Raw genomic sequence first — 17,906 nt, 5'->3', positions numbered from 1 at the left:
CTCAGCTCACCGCAACCGCCTGCCGCACCGACAGCCAGACCACGCCGTCTTCGACCTTGGCCGGATGGGTATGCGTGCAGCCCTCGTCGGGGGCGACCGCCTGCCCGCTCGCGAGCTCGATGACGAAATTATGCAGCGGACAGGTCACGCGCTTGTTGTGCACGATGCCCTGCGATAGCGGGCCGCCCTTGTGCGGGCAGCGGTCGTCAAGCGCGAACACCTCGTCGCTCTCGGTGCGGAACACCGCGATGTTGCCGCGAGGCGTGCGCACCACGCGCGAGCCGAGCCGCGGAATGTCGTCGAGCGCACCGATCTCGATCCAGCTGGTCATGCGAGCTCCAATTCGGCGAGAGGCGCGAACTCGTTGCGGTCGACGCCCCGGCTGGCGCGCTCGGCCCAGGGATCGGTCTGCGCGAACTGCTGTGAATGGGCGAAGCGGGCGAACAGCGCCTTGCGGTTCTTGACGTCGTCGACCACCCGCTTCCTGATCTGCTCGAGACCGACGCGGTCGCACCATTTGTACATGCGCTCGAGATACCAGCCCTCCTCACGATAGAGCTGGGTCAGCGCGACGATCACCTCGATCGTCTCGTCCTCGGTTTCGACCTTGGTCAGGAACTCGGTGCCCTTGATGTGCAGGCCCGCGGCGCCGGCGAAATGGATTTCATAGCCGGAATCGACGCAGACTACGCCGACGTCCTTGCAGGTTGCTTCGGCGCAATTGCGCGGGCAGCCGGAGACGCCGAGCTTGACCTTGGCCGGCGTCCACGAGCCCCACATGAACTTCTCCAGCTTGACGCCGAGGCCGGTCGAGTCCTGGGTGCCGAAGCGGCACCATTCGGAGCCGACGCAGGTCTTCACCGTGCGCAGCCCCTTGGCGTAGGCGTGGCCCGACACCATTCCGGCGTCGTTGAGATCGGCCCATACCGCCGGCAGGTCCTCCTTCTTGACGCCGAGCAGGTCGATGCGCTGGCCGCCGGTGACCTTCACCGTCGGGATGTTGAACTTCTCTGCGACGTCGGCGATCGCACGCAACTCGCTCGGCGTGGTGACGCCGCCCCACATCCGCGGCACCACCGAATAGGTGCCGTCCTTCTGGATGTTGGCGTGGACGCGCTCATTGATGAAGCGCGACTGCTGGTCGTCGCGATACTCGCCGGGCCAGGTCGCGAGCAGATAGTAGTTCAGCGCGGGACGGCAGGAATGGCAGCCATTGAGCGTCTTCCACTCCATGAAGCGCATCACGGCCGGAATGGTCTTGAGCTGCTGCTCGACGATGACGCGGCGAACATCGTCGTGGCTGTGGTCGGTACATTTGCACAGCGGCTTGACCTTCGGCGCCGCCGAATAATCGCCGCCGAGCGTGAACGCCAGCACCTGCTCGACCAGGCCGGTGCAGGAACCGCAGGACGACGATGCCTTGGTGTGGGCGCGGACGTCGTCGAGCGTGAACAGCTTCTTCTCCGAGATCGCCTTGACGATCGCGCCCTTGCAGACGCCGTTGCAGCCGCAGATTTCGGTCTCGTCGCTCATCGCGGCGACCGAGTTCTGGCCGCTGACGCCGCCATCGCCGAGATTGGCGGCGCCGAACACCAGGCGCTCGCGCATGTGCGAGACGTCGGTGCCGTCGCGCAGATGCTGGAAGTACCAGGGGCCATCGATGGTGTCGCCATAGAGCACGGCGCCGACGATCTTCTTGTCCTTCAGGATGATGCGCTTGTAGACGCCGCGATTGGCGTCTTGCAGCACGATCTCCTCCTTGTCCAGCCCCGGCGCGAAATCGCCGGCCGAGAACAGGTCGATGCCGGTGACCTTCAGCTTGGTCGAGGTGACCGAGCCGTCATAGGTGGCAAAGCCCTTCATCGCGAGGTGGTTGGCGCAGACCTTGGCCTGATCGAACAGCGGCGCGACCAGACCGTAGGTCTGGCGGCGGTGCTGCACGCATTCGCCGACCGCATAGATGCGGCCGTCATAGGTCTGCATGGTGTCGGAGACGACGATGCCGCGCTCGCAATACAGGCCGGCCTTCTTGGCGAGCTCGAAGTTCGGACGGATGCCGACCGCCATCACCACCAGGTCAGCCGGCAGCTCGGTGCCGTCGCCGAAGCGCACGCCGGTGACGCGGTCCTCGCCGAGGATCGCCTGGGTCTGCGCCGGCATCTTGAACACCATACCGCGCTCTTCCAGCGACTTGCGCAGCAGACCGCCGGCCACCGGATCGAGCTGTCGCTCCATCAGAGTGTCCAGCAGATGCACCACCGTGACGTTCATGCCGCGCTTCATCAAGCCGTTGGCGGCTTCGAGGCCGAGTAGGCCGCCGCCGATCACGACCGCGTTGCGATAGTCGGTCGAGGCCTTGATCATGCGATCGACGTCGTGGATGTCGCGGAAGCCGATCACCCCCGGCAGCTCCTTACCCGGCAGCGGCAGCACGATCGGGTTCGAGCCGGTCGCGATCAGCAGCCGGTCATAGGGAACGCGGGCGCCGGCCTCGGTGACGACCTCGCAGCTGCGGCGGTCGATCATGGTGACCGTCTCACCCTTGCGCAGGGTGATGTTGTTGTCCTCGTACCAGTCGACGGTGTTGAGCATGATGTCGTCGACGGTCTTCTCGCCGGCGAGCACCGGCGACAGCAGGATGCGGTTGTAATTGCCGTACGGCTCCGAGCCGAACACCGTGATGTCGTAGAGATCGGGCGCGCGCTCGAGCAGCGCCTCCACCGTGCGGATGCCGGCCATTCCGTTGCCGATCACCACGAGCTTCTGCTTCGTCACCTTGTCGAGCATGGTCTGCCTTTCAAATCCGACGGCGTTGCCCAGCGACGCGGCGCGCGTCGTTGATCGACACCGATAAAGGTTTGGAGTTGGAGGAAGCCCAGCCGCGGGCGCAGACCGTCGTCGATGACGATCGATGTTCCGTTATCGATTGGTATTCAAAACGCGTGCCAAATCCCGGAAGACAAATCCGGCAACAAAATCAATTGGTTTCGAGGCGCACCGAAACAGTCCAATGACGCGCCATCGCAATAGCCGGCCGATTTTTTAGCCACGCCGATGATCTCTTGTGCATCACAGCATCGACGTTGGCGACGGCGATCGCGAACTCGCTATCGAAGCGCCGTCAGCTACCCGGAGCGTATCGCACAAGAAAGCATCAGCCTGCGTGTTTGCGTGGCGACGCGTGATGCAAGCCAAGCCAGTTCCGATCGCCGAATGCGGTTCGCGATCTCGCGGCAACGTCTTGCGACTGCAAGGCAAAGCGGCGCGATCGCCTCGATGGCACGCAAATTGCTGACCTCATCTGTTGCCGGAGTGCGTCTCAACGACGAGCGCGCGCGCACATTCACCCACATTCGATCTGTCTGCGCCTGAGAGGGCCGCGCGTCTGCGGCTGTCTCCGCCGCATCACCGCGAGATGCTTGCGATGAAACTTGCCGAGTTCAAGAAAGCCGGTCACTGGCCGACACTGCTCGCCGCGTTCCTGTATTTCGACATCAGCTTCATGGCGTGGGTCGCGCTCGGACCATTGATCGTCTACATCGCACGCGACATGAATCTGGCCGTGAACGAGAAGTTCACCCTCGTCGCCATCCCCGTGCTGGCCGGTGCACTGCTACGTGTGCCGATGGGCATTCTCGCCGACGTCATCGGCGCCAAGCGCACCGGCATCATTGCCCAGCTCGTGGTGATCGCCGCGACCCTGGCGGTCTGGCAGTTCGGATTGAACAGCAAGCTCGCGATCGAGCTGTTCGGCGTCGCACTCGGCGTTGGCGGTGCCTCGTTCGCGGTCGCCCTGCCTCAGGCCAGCCGCTGGTATCCGCCGCAATATCAGGGAGTCGTCATGGGCATCGCCGGCGCCGGCAATATGGGCGTCGTGCTCGATACGCTACTGGCGCCCTCGATCGCCGAGCATTGGGGCTGGCAGGCCGTATTCGGGTGCCTGCTGATTCCGATGCTGATGGTGCTCGCCTATTACGCGTTCGCAGCCAAGGACGCGCCAGGCGAACGTAAGCCGATTTCGCTGAAAGCCTACGGTACGCTGCTGAAGGACTCCGATACCCGCTGGTTCATGTTCTTCTACTTCATCACCTTCGGCGGCTTCGTCGGCCTCGCCAACGCATTGCCTCTGTATTTCACCGTGCAGTATCACGTCTCGGGCGTCGCGGCCGGCATGCTGGTCGCACTGGTCGTCGCCTTCGGCTCCGGATTCCGCCCCGTCGGCGGCATGATCGCCGACCGGATCGGCGGCATTCGCTCGCTGTCGATCCTGTTCGGTGTCGTCGTCGCCGCCTATGTCGTGATCGCCTTCATGCCGGAGGGCCCGGCGGCGCCGACGCAGGGCGGCTGGGCGTTGAGCAACATGCCGCGGATCGCCTGGATCTCGGTGCTGCTGTTCTCGATCGGCGTGCTGGCGCTCGGCATGGGCAATGGCGCCGTGTTCCAGCTGATCCCGCTCCGCTTCCGCCACGAGATCGGCCTGATGACCGGCCTCGTCGGCTGCGCCGGCGGCATCGGCGGCTTCTTCCTGGCGCAAACCCTCGGCACCGCCAAGGGCATGACCGGGGGCTTCGGCGCCGGCTTCCTGTTCTTTGGCGCGCTGACGTTGCTTGGCTTCATCGGACTTGCCATGGTCAAGGTCCGCTGGCGCACCACCTGGGGCGCGGTGTCGGGAGCGCGCGTCTAAGGGCCCGCTCCCCCGGGAGAGGATAGTTCGGACGTGGCGAACGGTGCGCAACCGGATCTGGGCGTTCGCGTCGGTTTCGCCAGCGAGACCGGCAAGCGCGCCGCCAATGAAGATTACGTCGCGGCGTGCCTGGGCAGACCGGGCACGGTGCATCGCGATGTCGTCGCCGCAATCGCCGACGGCGTCGGCGGGCACAAGGGCGGACGTGAGGCCGCAGAGATCACCGTTCGCAGCTTCATCGACGCCTATTATTCCCTGCCGGAAACACTCGGCGTTCGCCGTCGCGCAGCGCGGGCGCTGGAGGCCGCCAATGGCTGGATCTATGGCCAGGGCCGCGTCGATGCCGCGCGCAGCGGCATGGCCTGCGCCTTCTCTTCCGTCATCCTGTCGCGGCGGACGTGCCATGTGATCCATATCGGTGACACCCGCGTCTACCGCCTGAGCGAAGCACGATTGGAGCGCCTGACGCAGGACCATATCGCCGGCCGCGGCGAGCTTGCGCACATGCTCAGCCGCGCCATCGGCTTCGAGGAGTTCGCCCGCTTCGACACGACGTCGGCCGGACTGCGGCAACACGATCGGTTGTTGATCTGTAGCGATGGGGTTCACGGCGCGCTCGGCGATTCCCGACTTCAGCAATTGCTGGAGGAGCGTACGCCGCCGGAGGAGTCGGCGCGCAGCATCGTCGAGGCCGCGCTCGCGGCCGGCGGCAGCGACAATGCCACCGCGGCGGTGCTCGACATCGTCGATCTGCCGCCGGCGGATCGCGACGAGCTCACGCACGCGATCGCGACACTACCGATCCTCGACCTGCCCGAGACGGGCGACGTGATCGACGATTTCGTGCTCGGCGACGTGCTGTCCGACGGACGCTACAGCCGCCTGTTCAAGGCGACCGACAAGCACGTAGGCCGCGAGGTCGTGCTGAAATTTCCGCATCCGCGGGTCGCCAGCGAAGGTTCCTATCGCCTCGCCTTCGTGCGCGAGGCGTGGGTCGCGGCGCGGGTGCGCAGCCTGTGGATCGGCGAGATCATCGAGGTGCCGGCCGAGCGGCAGACCCGGCTCTATTCGGCGATGCCGCTCTATGAAGGCGAAACGCTGGAGCAGCGGCTGACGCGCTCGCCACGGCTATCGCTTGCCGAAGGCATCGACATCGCCACCAAGCTGGTGCGCGCGGTAACCGCACTGCACCGCGCCGGCATCATCCATCGCGACATCAAGCCGGACAATGTGATCCTGCTCAGGGATGGTGGCCTGCGGCTGGTTGATCTCGGCGTCGCGCGGGTGCCGCGGCTGGAGGATTTTCCCGCCGAGGACATTCCGGGCACCGCAAGTTACATGGCGCCCGAGCTGTTCGGCGGCAAAGCCGGCGACGAGGCCTCCGACCTGTTCGCGCTCGGCGTCACGGTCTATCGCATGTTCACCGCGAACTATCCGTTCGGCGAAATAGAGCCGTTCTCGCGGCCGCGCTTCGGCAAGCCGTCACCGCTGTCACGCTACCGGCCGGACCTTCCGGCCTGGCTCGATGCCGTGATCGGCAAGGCGCTCAGCATCGAGCCGGCGCAGCGCTTCGGCGACGCCATCGAGTTCGCACACGAACTGGAGAACGGCGCGACCTGGGCCGGTCCCGCCGTCACGGTCCGCAAATCGCTGCACGACCGCGATCCCGTGACGTTCTGGAAGATGCTGTGCGCGATCCTCGCTTTGATCATCGTGGCGCTGCTGGCGCGGCATTAGCACAGCGACACTGACATCACTGGCCTTTCGCCTGCACGAACGGGCAACCGCCCTCCGCAAGCGGCCGCCAGGCTTCATCAGGCGAAATCGTCGCGATCACCTTCTCATAGTCCCAAGGTTCGCGCGATTCGGAAGGCGATTTGGCCTGGACGAGATACATCGAGCGCATTACCTGTCCATCCTCGCGGATCGGTGCATTCTGCGTCATGAAGTCGTTGACGGGAAGCTTGCGCATGGCCGTGGCAACGGCGTCGGCATCGTCGGTTCCGGCCGCCTGCACTGCCTTCAGATAATGCATCACGCCGCTGTAGACACCTGCCTGGATCATGGTCGGCGCCTGCCCGTGCCGACGCGCCATGAAGCGATGCCCGAACGCACGGGTTGCCTCACTCTGGGTCCACGAGAACGAAGTGGCATAGCGAATGCCTTGTGCCGCTTGCAGGCCGAGCGAGTGCACGTCGGTGATCAACATCAGAAGCGCGACAATGCTCTGGTCGGCCGATTTCCCGATGCCGAACTCCGCGGCCTGCTTGAGGCTGTTGACGGTATCGCCTCCCGCATTCGCAAGCGCGATCACCTTCGCCTTGGAGTTCTGCGCTTGCAACAGAAATGAGGAGAGATCGGACACGCCGAGCGGATGACGCACCGCGCCCACGACCTTGCTGCCTGCGGCTGTGATGAAGCCCGATGCGTCACGCTCCAGCGCGTGACCGAAGGCGTAATCCGCGGTCAGGAAGAACCACGTATCAGCACCGTTCTTCAGCATCGCCTTGGTGACGGCGGAAGCTTCAGCGTAAGTGCTGTAAGCGAAATGAAAACCGTAAGGCGAGCACTGCTTTCCGGTCAGGTCGGAACTGCCAGGCCCGGAAATCACGAAGATGCGCTTCTTGTCGCGGGTGATGCCCTGAATGGCCAGCGCCGTTGCCGAATTGCCACCGTCGGCAATCAGATCGACACCGTCCCCATCGATCCAGCGGCGTACGATGCCCGCCGCGATGTCGGGCTTGTTCTGGTGATCCGCCGACACCAGTTCGATTTTCTTGCCAAGCACGGTCGGACCGAAATCCTCGATCGCCAGCCGGGCGGCCTCCACCGAGCCTTCGCCACCGAGATCGGAGTAGAGGCCCGACATGTCGTTGATCACACCGATCCGCACCACGTCGCCGGAGATCTGGGCCCAGGCAAGCTCAGCATCTGCCAGGCAGAGCACAACCATGAACGCGATCGCAACCGCCCGCCTCATTTGCATGACAAGGACTTCCTCCGCATTGCTTGTTTTCTCTTCGGCGCGCTTATGGCCGTCAGGCCGCCAGCAGCTCGGCGGCCTGAGCGACAGTGACCGGCCTCTCGCCGAGCACCAGCGCGATCGCGTCGCGTTCCCATGCATCATCGCTCGGCGCCAACGGGTCCTTCGCGGTCAGGCGGTGCTCGAGCACGAAGCGCGACAGCAACAGCCGCCGTGCGTCGACCTCCGCCTGGCATCCCTCCCAGGCGAGCGTGATCGCCGATGCCGCGTGGTAGAGCGCGCTGGCGGCAAGCCGCGCTGCATGCTCCGCCCCGCGATCGGCCGCGACTTGCGCGGCAAAGGCGATCGCGCGGTCGAGCGCGGTGCCAAGGCGCTGGCGGAACGGCGCGGGCAGCGCCTTCGCCTCAGCGAGGCGCGCATGCAGCACCGCAGCCAGGGCCTTGTGCGCGCCGCTCTTGCCGACGGCGCGTGTGATGATGTCGAGCGCATTGATGTTGCTGGTGCCCTCCCACAGCACGCCGACATGGGCATCGCGCACCAGCCGCGGCTGCACCCACTCCTCGATGTAGCCGTTGCCGCCGCGCACCTCCATCGCACCTGTCGCGACCGGAATGTTGTCGCGGCAGGCGCGGTACTTCAGCAACGGAGTCAGGATGCGCAGCAGGTCCCTCGCCTGCGCCGAACCGGCATTGGCCTCGTCCATCGCGTGCGCGGCGACCAGCATCATCGACAGCGCCTGCTCGGTCGGCACGATCAGCTTCATCAGCTGACGGCGCAGCAACGGAAAATCCATCACGCGCTGACCGAACGCCGTCCGCGAGGTGGCGCTGGCCACCGCCTCGTTGACGCAACGCCGCATCATCGCAGCAGCCCGCACGCCATGCGACAGCCGCGACAGATTGACCTGCTCCATCATCTGCTTCAGGCCCGCCGTGGGATCACCGACCAGATAGGCCACCGCATTGTCGAGACGGATTTCGCCCGACGCCATCGATTTGGTGCCGAGCTTGTCCTTGAGCCGCACGATCCGGTAGCTGTTGCGCCGGCCGTTCTTCAGACGCCGCGGCAGCGCGAACAGCGCGAGTCCTTTGGTGCCCGCGGGCGCGCCTTCCGGCCGCGCCAGCATCAGCGCGACATCGGCATCGGCATGCGAGCAGAACCATTTGTCGCCGGTCAGACGCCAGACGTCGCCATCGCGGCGCGCCACGGTCTCGATCGCGCCGACATCGGAGCCGCCGGCCCGCTCGGTCATGAACTGCGTGCCCTTCCACAGGCTCGCCATGTCGTCCGACAACATCTTCGGCAGCAGATAGGTCTTGAGCTCGTCGGAGCCGAACTTGCGGATCAGGTGCGTCGAGGTGTCGGTGACGCTGATCGGGCACATCAGCCCGAACTCGGACTGCACGAACAGATATTGGAACACGTACTTTGCCACGGCCGGCAGCGGCCGGTCCATGCCGAGCACGCCGGCGCGATGGCTCATCGCATGAAACTGGAAATCGCCGAAGGCGATCGCCTCCATCTCGCGATAGGCCGGATGATAGTCGATCCAGTCCTCGTCGCGGCCGTAGGCGTCCCTTGGATTGAGCACCGGGGCATGCTTGTCGGCGGTTCTCGCAAGCTGGTCGAGCCGGCCTCCCGCCAACGCGCCCAGGCGATGGAAGTGCGGCTCCAGCGTCTCGCGATCCGCGCGCGACAGATACAGGCCGAGCAGACTGCGAAGCCCGCGGTCGAGGTCGTAGAAGTTGAGACCGGCGCTATCATGGGAGATGTGGCGTGCCGGATCGGCCGGCTCTGCGGCTTCGTCAGGGTTGCGAAGGTCGTGCGCACTCATCTGCATCTGGCTCTCCTTGTTTGGGGTGACGTCGCACCAGCCGTACCGCTGTGCGGGATGCCAGCCCCGGTGTTCAAACTCCCGCTGCAACATCGAGAACCATCGCGGCGATGTCCACCACGCGGAAATAATTTCAGATACGTGGAGGAAATGCCGCGCGCGGGGGCGCACTCGAAACCGTGGCGTATTGACCTCGATTGGTTTCGCGGCACACTCGCCGCGAGACGCGCAGCATGTTGCGACGCACCAAGGACATGAACGGCAACAGATGAAGGGAGCTCGCTCCGACAACGCGCCGCCATCCCGCCGAGGCCGTCGGCGCATCGTCGTCGACCGGGTCCGGGCGCAGCCCGACGATCCCTCGGCGACGGTGATCGAAGCCAACCGGCATGCCGAATTGTTTCGTGCCGCCGACGGCAGTCCGGATCCGTCCGTCGTCAAATCGGCGCAGCGCGTGCTCCGCATTTTCGAGTATTTCGCCGAGATCGAGCGGCCGGCGGCAATGACCGAGATCGCGCGGCGGCTGAACTATCCGCCGTCGAGCACGTCGGCGCTGCTGAAGAGCCTCGTCGAGCTCGGCTATCTCGACCATGACCGGCAGACACGCAGCTATCTGCCAACAGTCCGTGTCGCGCTGCTCGGCGGCTGGCTCAACAACCAGACGCTTCCGGGCGTCACGCTCGATGCGATCACCCACGAGCTGCATGAGGCGACGCGGCTGACGACCTTCGTCGTGGCGCGCAATCAGCTCTACAGCCAGTACATCCGCGTGCTGCAAGGCACGACGCCGGTGCGCTATTATCTGGAGCCCGGCGCGCGGCGGCTGTTGACCCATTCCACTCCGGGCCGGGTGTTCCTGAGCCTGATGAACGACGAGGACGCGCGGCGGATCGTGCAGCGGATCAATGCCGAGGAAGCGCCGTCATCCGCCGTCCGCTTCGGCGATATCCAGCCGGCGCTGGCGACGATCCGCCGACAGGGCTTCGCTTACACGCGCGACATGGGAACGCCAGGCCTGAGCGCGATTGCGATGCGGCTGACCGACACCGACCGGACGCCACCGCTCGTCATCACGGTCGCTGGCCCGGGCTCGATCGTCTCGGCGGCGGCGAAGGCGATCATCGGCAAGATGCGCGAGCTGGTCGAACGGCAGTCCCCTGGCCTGCTCCCGCAGATCGACATCGACGCGGCCCCGATCGAAACCTGAGATCGACGATGCGTCCGATTGAGCTCACGATCCGGCGCGGCGGATCGTGATCCGGCTTTCGTCGGTGAAGTCCTTGAGGTCCTTGTTCGGCTCGCGATAGAGCTTGCGCTCGATCTCGATCGATCGGCCATCAGTGGTCTTGGTACAACGCTCGTTGACGAAAACGCCGCCGACCTCCTGCTTGTCGCCGGCAGGCTGTGCATCCGAGCAGGTCCAGCCGTCCTCGCCATAGCGCGACTTCGCCTGCAGGCCGAGCAGGAATGCCTTCTTGCGCAGATAGAGCCGCGCCTTCGGATCGGTCTCGATCGTCAGCGCCGCGATCTTGGCGTCCTTGTCGATCATCACGGTCAGCATCGCCGGATGGCCGGCCACCATGGTGCCTTCGCGCGCGGTCTCACGATCATACTCGAAGCTGACGCCGCGCAGCTGGTCGGGTCCGGCCGGGCAATTCGGCCACTGCGCCCAGTCCGCCAGTCTGTGGGTCTTCTCGCCGACACAGGTCAAATTGATGTATCCCGCGTCGGGAACCTTGCTGATGTCCATTCCGACAGTGATGTCGCGCAGGTCTCCGGCTGTCGCCATCGCCGGCACGGCAGCCGCAACGGTTGCGGCGAAGACCAACCCGCGGATGACCGATCGATGCTTGCTCATGGCTTCTTCTCGCTCTGGTCGGACGGCGCGGCGGCGTGCCCGGCCTCCTTGTAGATGTTGCAGACACGTGAGCCATCGCCGAAGAAGGCGATGCATTCGTCGTAGTTTGGTTCGCCCTTGCCCTTGACGTGCGCGAGCACGTAGTCCGCCACGGCCTCGATCTCGTTCGGCCGCAGGAACACGTTCGCCTCGGGCGGCATTTGACCGCCAGCATCCTGCCGGCTCATTCCATAGCATTTCGTGGTGTCATAGGAGCCGCGCACGAAGAACGGCATGCCGGTGCCGGGCCGGCCGCAGCTGACCGTCTCGATGATCTGCTCGCGCGTCAGCTCGGTCTTGCGCAGCGACAGAGCGTCGCCGCCATAGCCGCCACCGCCATTGCCGTGCCATTTGTGGCAGCCGACGCAATTGCCGCGCTTGAACACCGCCTTGCCCGCATCGGTCGGATCGCTCGCCGATTGTGCATGTGCCGCGACCGTCAATCCCATCGCCAGCGCGCAGCCGAGCCACGCGCCAATCAGCCGTTTTTGCTTCATTGTTTCTTCTCTTGACCAAACCGAACGCGGGAGGCTTCGCTCGGAAGCCTCCCGCGCTTGTGACGTCAAAGGGCGAACACGTAGAGCATCGAGCCCGGCTGCATCCGCTTCAACTCGGGCGTGGAGTCGATGAACCACTTGTCCCACGCACCGCCGAGGCCGACCAGCACCGCGATATACTGCTTGCCGTCGACCGAGAACGTCATCGGAGGCGCGTTGAGTCCGCCGCCGGTGTTGAACTGCCAGAGCTCCTTCAGCGATTTGGCGTCATAGGCGATCACCTCGCCGGACGGCTGTCCGGAGAACACGAGATCGGGCGTCGCCAGGATGCCGCCGAGGTTCGGGAACTGGGTCTCCGCCTTCCCTGCCACCTTGCCCGTCGTGACGTCGATCGCAGTCACGCTGCCGGTGATCTTGAACGGCTGGCTCGGGCCGCCGCCGGTGAAGAATTCGCGCGGCTTGACCTTGTCCGGCGTCATCTCCTCGACCTTGATGTGGTTACAGCTCTCGATGACGGGAATGTACCAGAGCTTCAGGTTCGGGTTGTACGCAGTCGGCGGCCAGTTCTTGCCGCCCATGTTGCCGGGGCAGATGTCCGTTTCCTTGTTGGTGCGGCTCGGCGTCACCGAGGCGTTGTACTTCTGAACGCCCTGCTTCGGATCGTACTCCACCGGCTTGCCGGACTCGGGGTCGAGACCCTTGGTCCAGGTCACCTTCTTGACGAAGGGCAGACCCCAGATGAACTTGCCGGTGTTGCGGTCGATCGCATAGGCAAAGCCGTTGCGGTCGGCTTCGAGCGCGAGCTTCAGCGTCGAGTTGTTCGGACCGGGGACGTCGACCAGCACGTTCTCCGCGACGCTGTCATAGTCGAACGGATCGTTTGGCGTGTGCTGGTAGTGCCACTTGATCTTGCCGGTGTCGGCGTCAAGACCAAGCGAAGAGTCAGTGTAGAGATTGTCGCCGGGACGGTATTCATTGTCCCAGTCCGGGCCGGGATTGCCGACGCCCCACACGATCGTGTTGGTTGCCGGGTCGTAGCTGCCGGTAACCCAGGTCGATCCGCCACCGCTCGCCTTGGCGTTCTTGTCGTCCTTCCAGGTCTCCGAGCCGGGCTCGTCCTTGCCCGGAATGGTGTGGGTGCGCCACACTTCTTTCTGCGTCTTCAGATCGGTCGCCGCGATCCAGCCGCGAATGCCGTATTCGGCTCCGCCGACGCCCGAGATAGCCATGTCCTTGACGATCAGCGGTGCGCCGGTAATCACCTCGCCCTTGTCGGGATCGGCGACCTGGCGCTGCCAGGCGACCTGTCCGGTCTCCTTGTTGGTGGCGACCAGGCGGCCGTCGAGCGTGTGCGAGATGACGAGGTTGTTCCACAACGCGACACCGCGATTGTCGACGCCGCAGCAGGCGACCGCGCCGGCCCAGTCGTGATCAGTCTTGGGATCCATCTTCCAGACCATCACGCCTTTGCCGCCATGGGCGTCGATCTTGTAGACCGAGCCCCAGCCATCGGTGACGTAGATGAATCCGTTCTCGACGATCGGAGTTCCCTCCAATCCGCCATGCGACCAGATCCCGCCACCCTCGACGCCGCCGAGATGCATGGTCCAGGCGACCTTCAGATTCTTGACGTTGTCCTTGTTGATGTCGGTCAGCGACGAGAACCGGGTCGCCGAATAGTTCTTGTGATGGTGCAGCCAGTTGCCTGCTTCCTTGTCAGCGTTGAGCAGTCGCTCCTGGCTGACATCGTCGGCGAGCGCGAAAGAGCCCGCGAAGGTCGCTGCGGATGCTACTGCCGCTGCGAGCATATGCGATTTAACCCAATTCAACCTTGCCATAGGTTTGTTTCCTCCGGATCCAGCATTCTTCATTGATCGAATCACCCGTCACATACGGGCGATCACGCGAGAAGCCTTGAGTCCCGGCGAATGGCTGTACCATCTGCCGCCGTGCTTAGTCACAAATCGTGGGTCACTTCTGGACCTGTACCTCCGTCTCGATTGTTCCAGCCTTCTGAAAAACGATCGCGCATTTGAACGTCTCGCCCGGCGCGAGTGCCTGACGCAACTGAAGCAGCATGACGTGATAGCCGTCGCGCTTCAACTCGAGCGTAGCCTTCGCAGGCACAGGAATGTTCGGAATCGAACGCATGGCTGGTGCGCCTTCGCCGCGGTCGACAATGTGGCGCTCAGAAAAATTTGCCACCGGGCAACGAACGCGGAGCAGTGCATCGGCGCTATCGGCCTCATTCCTGATCGTCATCGTCAAGGGAAGGTCCCCGCCCTCTTTGTCGGCCGCCGGCACACGCGCATCCACGATTTGAAGTGAATCGCTTGCGACCGCGCCGCCAGCTACTCCGAACGCGCTGATCAGGCAGAAGGATGGCAACGCAAACAATCTCACGCATGTTGCGACGCGAAGCGCGACTCGCTTGAACGGCATCAGGCTTTCTCCCTCCATGACCGTTCAGCTTTGTCCCATGCTTCGAGCGGCTGCAAGTCTGGAACCCACGCCAATCCGCTCTTCGCGTCGGACGATATGGCCTCTGGCGTTACGACCATGTCGAGCAACGCCGGCCGGTTAGCCAGTGCACGCAAGATCGCGGGACCGAGTTGTGCCTCGGTCTCGACGCGCTCGGCATGCATGCCGAAGCTGCGCGCCATTGCGGCGTGATCGCAGCATTGCAGCTGCGTGCCCACCACTTTTCCATGCGTAACCTTCTGATCGTGCACCTCGATCTGCCAGGCTCCGTTGTTGGCGACGACGATCAGCACCGGCGCCTTGTGGCGCACTGCAGTATCGATCTCGATGGCATTGAAGCCGAACGCGCCGTCACCGGTCGCGACCAGCACCGTCCGATCCGGATGCACCAGGCTCGCGGCGATGCCGTAGGGCACACCGATGCCGATGCAGCCGAACGGCCCGGGATCGAGCATCGTGCGCGCATTGAGCGCGACGCGCGCAAAGGAGAGAAAGTCGCCGCCATCGGTGATGACGACGGCATCGGGGCCGACCGCCTCCTGCACGGCGGCGAGGACGCGGTTCGGATGCAGCTTGCCGTCGGAACCGGGCGCCGCCTGTTCCATCGTCAGGCGCAGTTTCGCCGCGCGGGCAAGATGCTCGCCCCGCAATCGCGCCGCCCATTCGGACTCGACTTGCGAGGCACGGTTGCCGGCATGCGCCAGCATGGCGCGAAGCGTCTCGGCGACCGAGCCGAACAGCTCGACCTCGCCGCGCCGGTTGTCGCGAACTTCACCCGGCGTGTCGCCGATCCGCACGAAGCGCGCATCGCGGAAGATCGCGGGCGATCCGAAGGCGAGCTGGAAGTCCAGCCGGCGACCGACCGTCACCACCACGTCGGCGTCGCCCATCACGGTGCCGCGCATCGCGGCCACGATGGAGGGATGATCATCGGGTACGAGGCCGCGGCTCTCTCCGGTATCGAGATAGACCGCGCCGAGCCGATCGAGCAGCGCGGTCAGTTCAGGCGCGGCGTTGCGGGCGCCGCGGCCGGAGATCACGAGCACGCGCCGCGCCGACCACAGCAGATCGACGGCCGCGGCGACACGCTGCGGATCGGGCGCCATGACGACCGGTGGCTTCGGGCGGAGATGCTCGTCGAGTTGCAGCGCCTTCGGCACCTCGGCGCGCAGCGTGTCGGTGGGAAAGTCGATGTAGCAGGGCCCCGGCTCGCCGGCCTCGCCGAATGCGCGCGAGATCGCCTCGTCGAGCTCGGCGAGCGCCAGCGACGACTCGCGCACGGTGCGCGCATAGCGCGTGATGCCGCGCACAAGGCCGGCCTGGTCGAGATCCTGCAAACCGCCGCGGTTCTCCTGCGGCCGCGGGCTGGTTCCTGATATCACCAGGACCGGCGCGCGCGAGATATGGGCGTTAGCGATCCCGGTGATGGCATTGGTCAATCCCGGCCCCGCGGTGACCAGCGCGACGCCGAGGCCGCCGGTCAGTTCGGCCTCGGCCTGCGCCATATGCACGGCGGCGCGCTCGTCGCGCACGTCGACGATGCGGATGCCCTCGGCATCGAGCCGCATCCAGATCGGCATGATGTGGCCGCCGCACAGCGCGTAGACCCGCTGCACGCCGCGTCGTTTCAACATCTGCGCGATCAGCGCGGCGACACTGTCAGACGAGAGCTTCATGGCTTTCCTCCGGCTTGACCGCCGAAGCGCGCCCGCAGCTCACGATGCAGCACCTTGCCGGTCGCGTTTCGCGGCATTTCGGTCTCGGCGATGAAAGCATAGGATTTCGGGCACTTGTAACCGGCGATGCGCGTGCGCACCCAGTCCTGCAACGTGGCCTCATCGATCGGTACGCCGTCATGCGGCACCACGACGGCATGGACGCGCTCGCCCCATTTTTCGTCGGGAACGCCGATCACGGCGACGTCCTTCACCATCGGATGGCCGCCGACCAGCGTCTCCACCTCCGACGGGTAGATGTTCTCGCCGCCGGAAATGATCATGTTGCTCTTGCGGTCGACCAGCCGGATGAACCCCGCCTCGTCGCGGCGCGCCATGTCACCGACCGTACAATAGGCGCCATGGAAGGCCGCGCGCGTCTTCTCGGGCAATCCCCAATAGCCGTCGAATGTATAGGGCGTGCAGGAATAGAGCTCGCCGGCCTCGCCATCGGGCACTTCCTGACCCTGCTCGTCCAGAATCCTGATCGGCGCCGATCCGACGCATTCGCGGCCGACCGAGCCGAGATGGCTGAACTGCTCGTCCGGATGCAGCATGGTGACCCATCCGGTCTCGGTCGCGCCGTAAAGCTCGAACAGACCGGAGTTCGGAAACATCTCCATCACGGCGCGCTTGGTGTCGGGCCGCGCCGGCGCCGAGGAGATCATCAGGCGTGTCACCCGGGTCAGGTCGCAGGACGCGCGAACCGCCGCACTGAGCCCGAGCAGCATGATGTAGTGGGTCGGGACCAGCGAGGTGAAGGTCGCGCCGCCACCGGCGAGCGCGCGCAGGAAATTCTCGGGATCGAACGCCTTGCGCGAATAGATCGTGCAGGCCGCGCCGCACGTGGTGAAAGCGCCGAAGAAATACAGCGAATTGGCATGGCACATCGGCATCGCCAGCAAGGCGGTGTCGTTGCTGCGAATGCCGAGCTCGACGCTCGTGACTAGCGACAGATGCGCGGCACCGAGATGATTGCGCACCACGCCCTTCGGATTGCCCGTCGTGCCCGAGGTGTACATCAGGGTCCAGGGATCGCCGGGGGCGACGTTCTCCGTTGGCTCGTCGTCGCTGGCGCCGGCCAGCAACGCCTCATAGAGGCGAAACCCGGTGCGCGGGGTGGCGGCACCGAACAGGATGAAGCGATCGCGCGGCAGCGTGAGCTGATCGCGGATCTCATCGATCAATTCGACCAGATCGTGCTGCACGATCAGCGCGGCAATCCCGGCATCCTCGGCGATGTAGCGGATCTCGCGTCCGACCAGCCGGAAGTTGACCGGTACTGCGACCAGGCCCGATTTCGCGGTCGCCGCGTAGATCTCGCCCCATTCGATGCAGTTATAGGCGAGCACCGCGACGCGATCGCCCTTGTTCAGCCCGAGCGCGAGCAACGCATTTGCCAGCCTGCACGCACGCGCATTCCATTGCCGGAATGTGAGCGATCGATCGAGATCGCGAATCCCGACATCGTCGGGGCGAAGCCTGGCGTGAACCGACAACATCTGTCCCGGACTGCGCAGACCGCTCATGCTGCCCTCCAGGCGAGGAACGTCGGCCGATCGCAATGTGGGAGTTCAGTGCCGAGCACGATCCGGCGAAGCAACGCCAGAACGACCGGACCGGCGCGTTCGCCGCAATCCGAGCCACGATCAACGCCGCGCACCACAGGTCCGCCCGCCACCGCTGTCCTCCCTGTCGGGGCGATCGTCGCGCCCTCGATCTTTGAATTCAGAATTCATATACTGAATTCGAATGCCAGGCAATCGTCTTTTAAGGGCCGAAATGATAGGTTCCAGCGGGATTTATGGAGACCGC

The 17,906-nt window shown here is 64.9% G+C and carries 13 protein-coding genes; 3 read left to right on the top strand and 10 right to left on the bottom strand.

Annotated elements, in window-relative coordinates; genetic code table 11:
* Position 1 precedes the first annotated feature (1 nt).
* A complete protein-coding gene (nirD, locus tag CWS35_RS20390; protein WP_024578538.1) occupies positions 2-331 on the bottom strand; it encodes a nitrite reductase small subunit NirD in 330 nt (109 codons plus the stop codon).
* A complete protein-coding gene (nirB, locus tag CWS35_RS20385; RefSeq protein ID WP_100953410.1) occupies positions 328-2,787 on the bottom strand; it encodes a nitrite reductase large subunit NirB in 2,460 nt (819 codons plus the stop codon). The genes nirD and nirB overlap by 4 nt, the downstream gene beginning before the upstream one ends.
* A gap of 637 nt (positions 2,788-3,424) precedes the next feature.
* Between nirB and CWS35_RS20380 the strand changes: the two genes are divergently transcribed.
* Both CWS35_RS20380 and CWS35_RS20375 read left to right on the top strand, forming a co-directional pair.
* A complete protein-coding gene (locus CWS35_RS20380) occupies positions 3,425-4,684 on the top strand; it encodes an MFS transporter (protein WP_100956545.1) in 1,260 nt (419 codons plus the stop codon).
* A 33-nt stretch (positions 4,685-4,717) separates the two neighbouring features.
* On the top strand, positions 4,718-6,421 hold the full coding sequence (locus tag CWS35_RS20375) for a bifunctional protein-serine/threonine kinase/phosphatase (RefSeq protein ID WP_100953408.1): 1,704 nt from the start codon (positions 4,718-4,720) through the stop codon (positions 6,419-6,421).
* 16 nt (positions 6,422-6,437) lie between these two features.
* Here the strand turns inward: CWS35_RS20375 and CWS35_RS20370 are convergent, their stop codons facing one another.
* Positions 6,438-7,664: an ABC transporter substrate-binding protein gene (locus tag CWS35_RS20370; protein WP_100953406.1), complete on the bottom strand. Its 1,227-nt coding sequence runs from the start codon at positions 7,662-7,664 to the stop codon at positions 6,438-6,440.
* Between the two features lie 58 nt (positions 7,665-7,722).
* Positions 7,723-9,501: an acyl-CoA dehydrogenase family protein gene (locus CWS35_RS20365; RefSeq protein ID WP_100956543.1), complete on the bottom strand. Its 1,779-nt coding sequence runs from the start codon at positions 9,499-9,501 to the stop codon at positions 7,723-7,725.
* Positions 9,502-9,769: 268 nt separating this feature from the next.
* Here CWS35_RS20365 and CWS35_RS39055 point away from each other — a divergent pair, with 268 nt between their 5' ends.
* Positions 9,770-10,708, top strand: coding sequence for an IclR family transcriptional regulator (locus CWS35_RS39055; RefSeq protein WP_168226356.1), 939 nt, complete (start codon positions 9,770-9,772; stop codon positions 10,706-10,708).
* Between the two features lie 24 nt (positions 10,709-10,732).
* On the opposite strand, the gene CWS35_RS20355 is transcribed toward CWS35_RS39055, so the two are convergent.
* From CWS35_RS20355 to CWS35_RS20330, 6 genes are all read right to left on the bottom strand, one after another.
* Entirely contained in the window at positions 10,733-11,359 is a 627-nt protein-coding gene (locus CWS35_RS20355; protein ID WP_245438594.1) for a hypothetical protein, read from the bottom strand.
* Positions 11,356-11,847: a c-type cytochrome gene (locus CWS35_RS20350; RefSeq protein ID WP_245439077.1), complete on the bottom strand. Its 492-nt coding sequence runs from the start codon at positions 11,845-11,847 to the stop codon at positions 11,356-11,358. The genes CWS35_RS20355 and CWS35_RS20350 overlap by 4 nt, the downstream gene beginning before the upstream one ends.
* Before the next feature lie 113 nt (positions 11,848-11,960).
* Complete coding sequence (locus tag CWS35_RS20345) at positions 11,961-13,703, bottom strand: PQQ-dependent dehydrogenase, methanol/ethanol family (RefSeq protein WP_024578529.1); 1,743 nt, start codon at positions 13,701-13,703, stop codon at positions 11,961-11,963.
* Between the two features lie 163 nt (positions 13,704-13,866).
* Complete coding sequence (locus tag CWS35_RS20340; protein WP_244442103.1) at positions 13,867-14,337, bottom strand: copper chaperone PCu(A)C; 471 nt, start codon at positions 14,335-14,337, stop codon at positions 13,867-13,869.
* Positions 14,337-16,052 carry a thiamine pyrophosphate-binding protein gene (locus tag CWS35_RS20335; protein ID WP_100953402.1) on the bottom strand — a complete coding sequence of 572 codons (1,716 nt, stop codon included), beginning with the start codon at positions 16,050-16,052 and terminating at the stop codon, positions 14,337-14,339. Before CWS35_RS20335 ends, CWS35_RS20340 begins: the two co-directional genes overlap by 1 nt.
* Complete coding sequence (locus CWS35_RS20330; RefSeq protein WP_024578526.1) at positions 16,049-17,620, bottom strand: class I adenylate-forming enzyme family protein; 1,572 nt, start codon at positions 17,618-17,620, stop codon at positions 16,049-16,051. Before CWS35_RS20330 ends, CWS35_RS20335 begins: the two co-directional genes overlap by 4 nt.
* Between the last annotated feature and the right edge of the window lie 286 nt (positions 17,621-17,906).

The organism is Bradyrhizobium sp. SK17, assembly GCF_002831585.1.
Lineage (GTDB): Bacteria > Pseudomonadota > Alphaproteobacteria > Rhizobiales > Xanthobacteraceae > Bradyrhizobium.
This window is presented reverse-complemented; position numbering and strand designations above follow the sequence as displayed.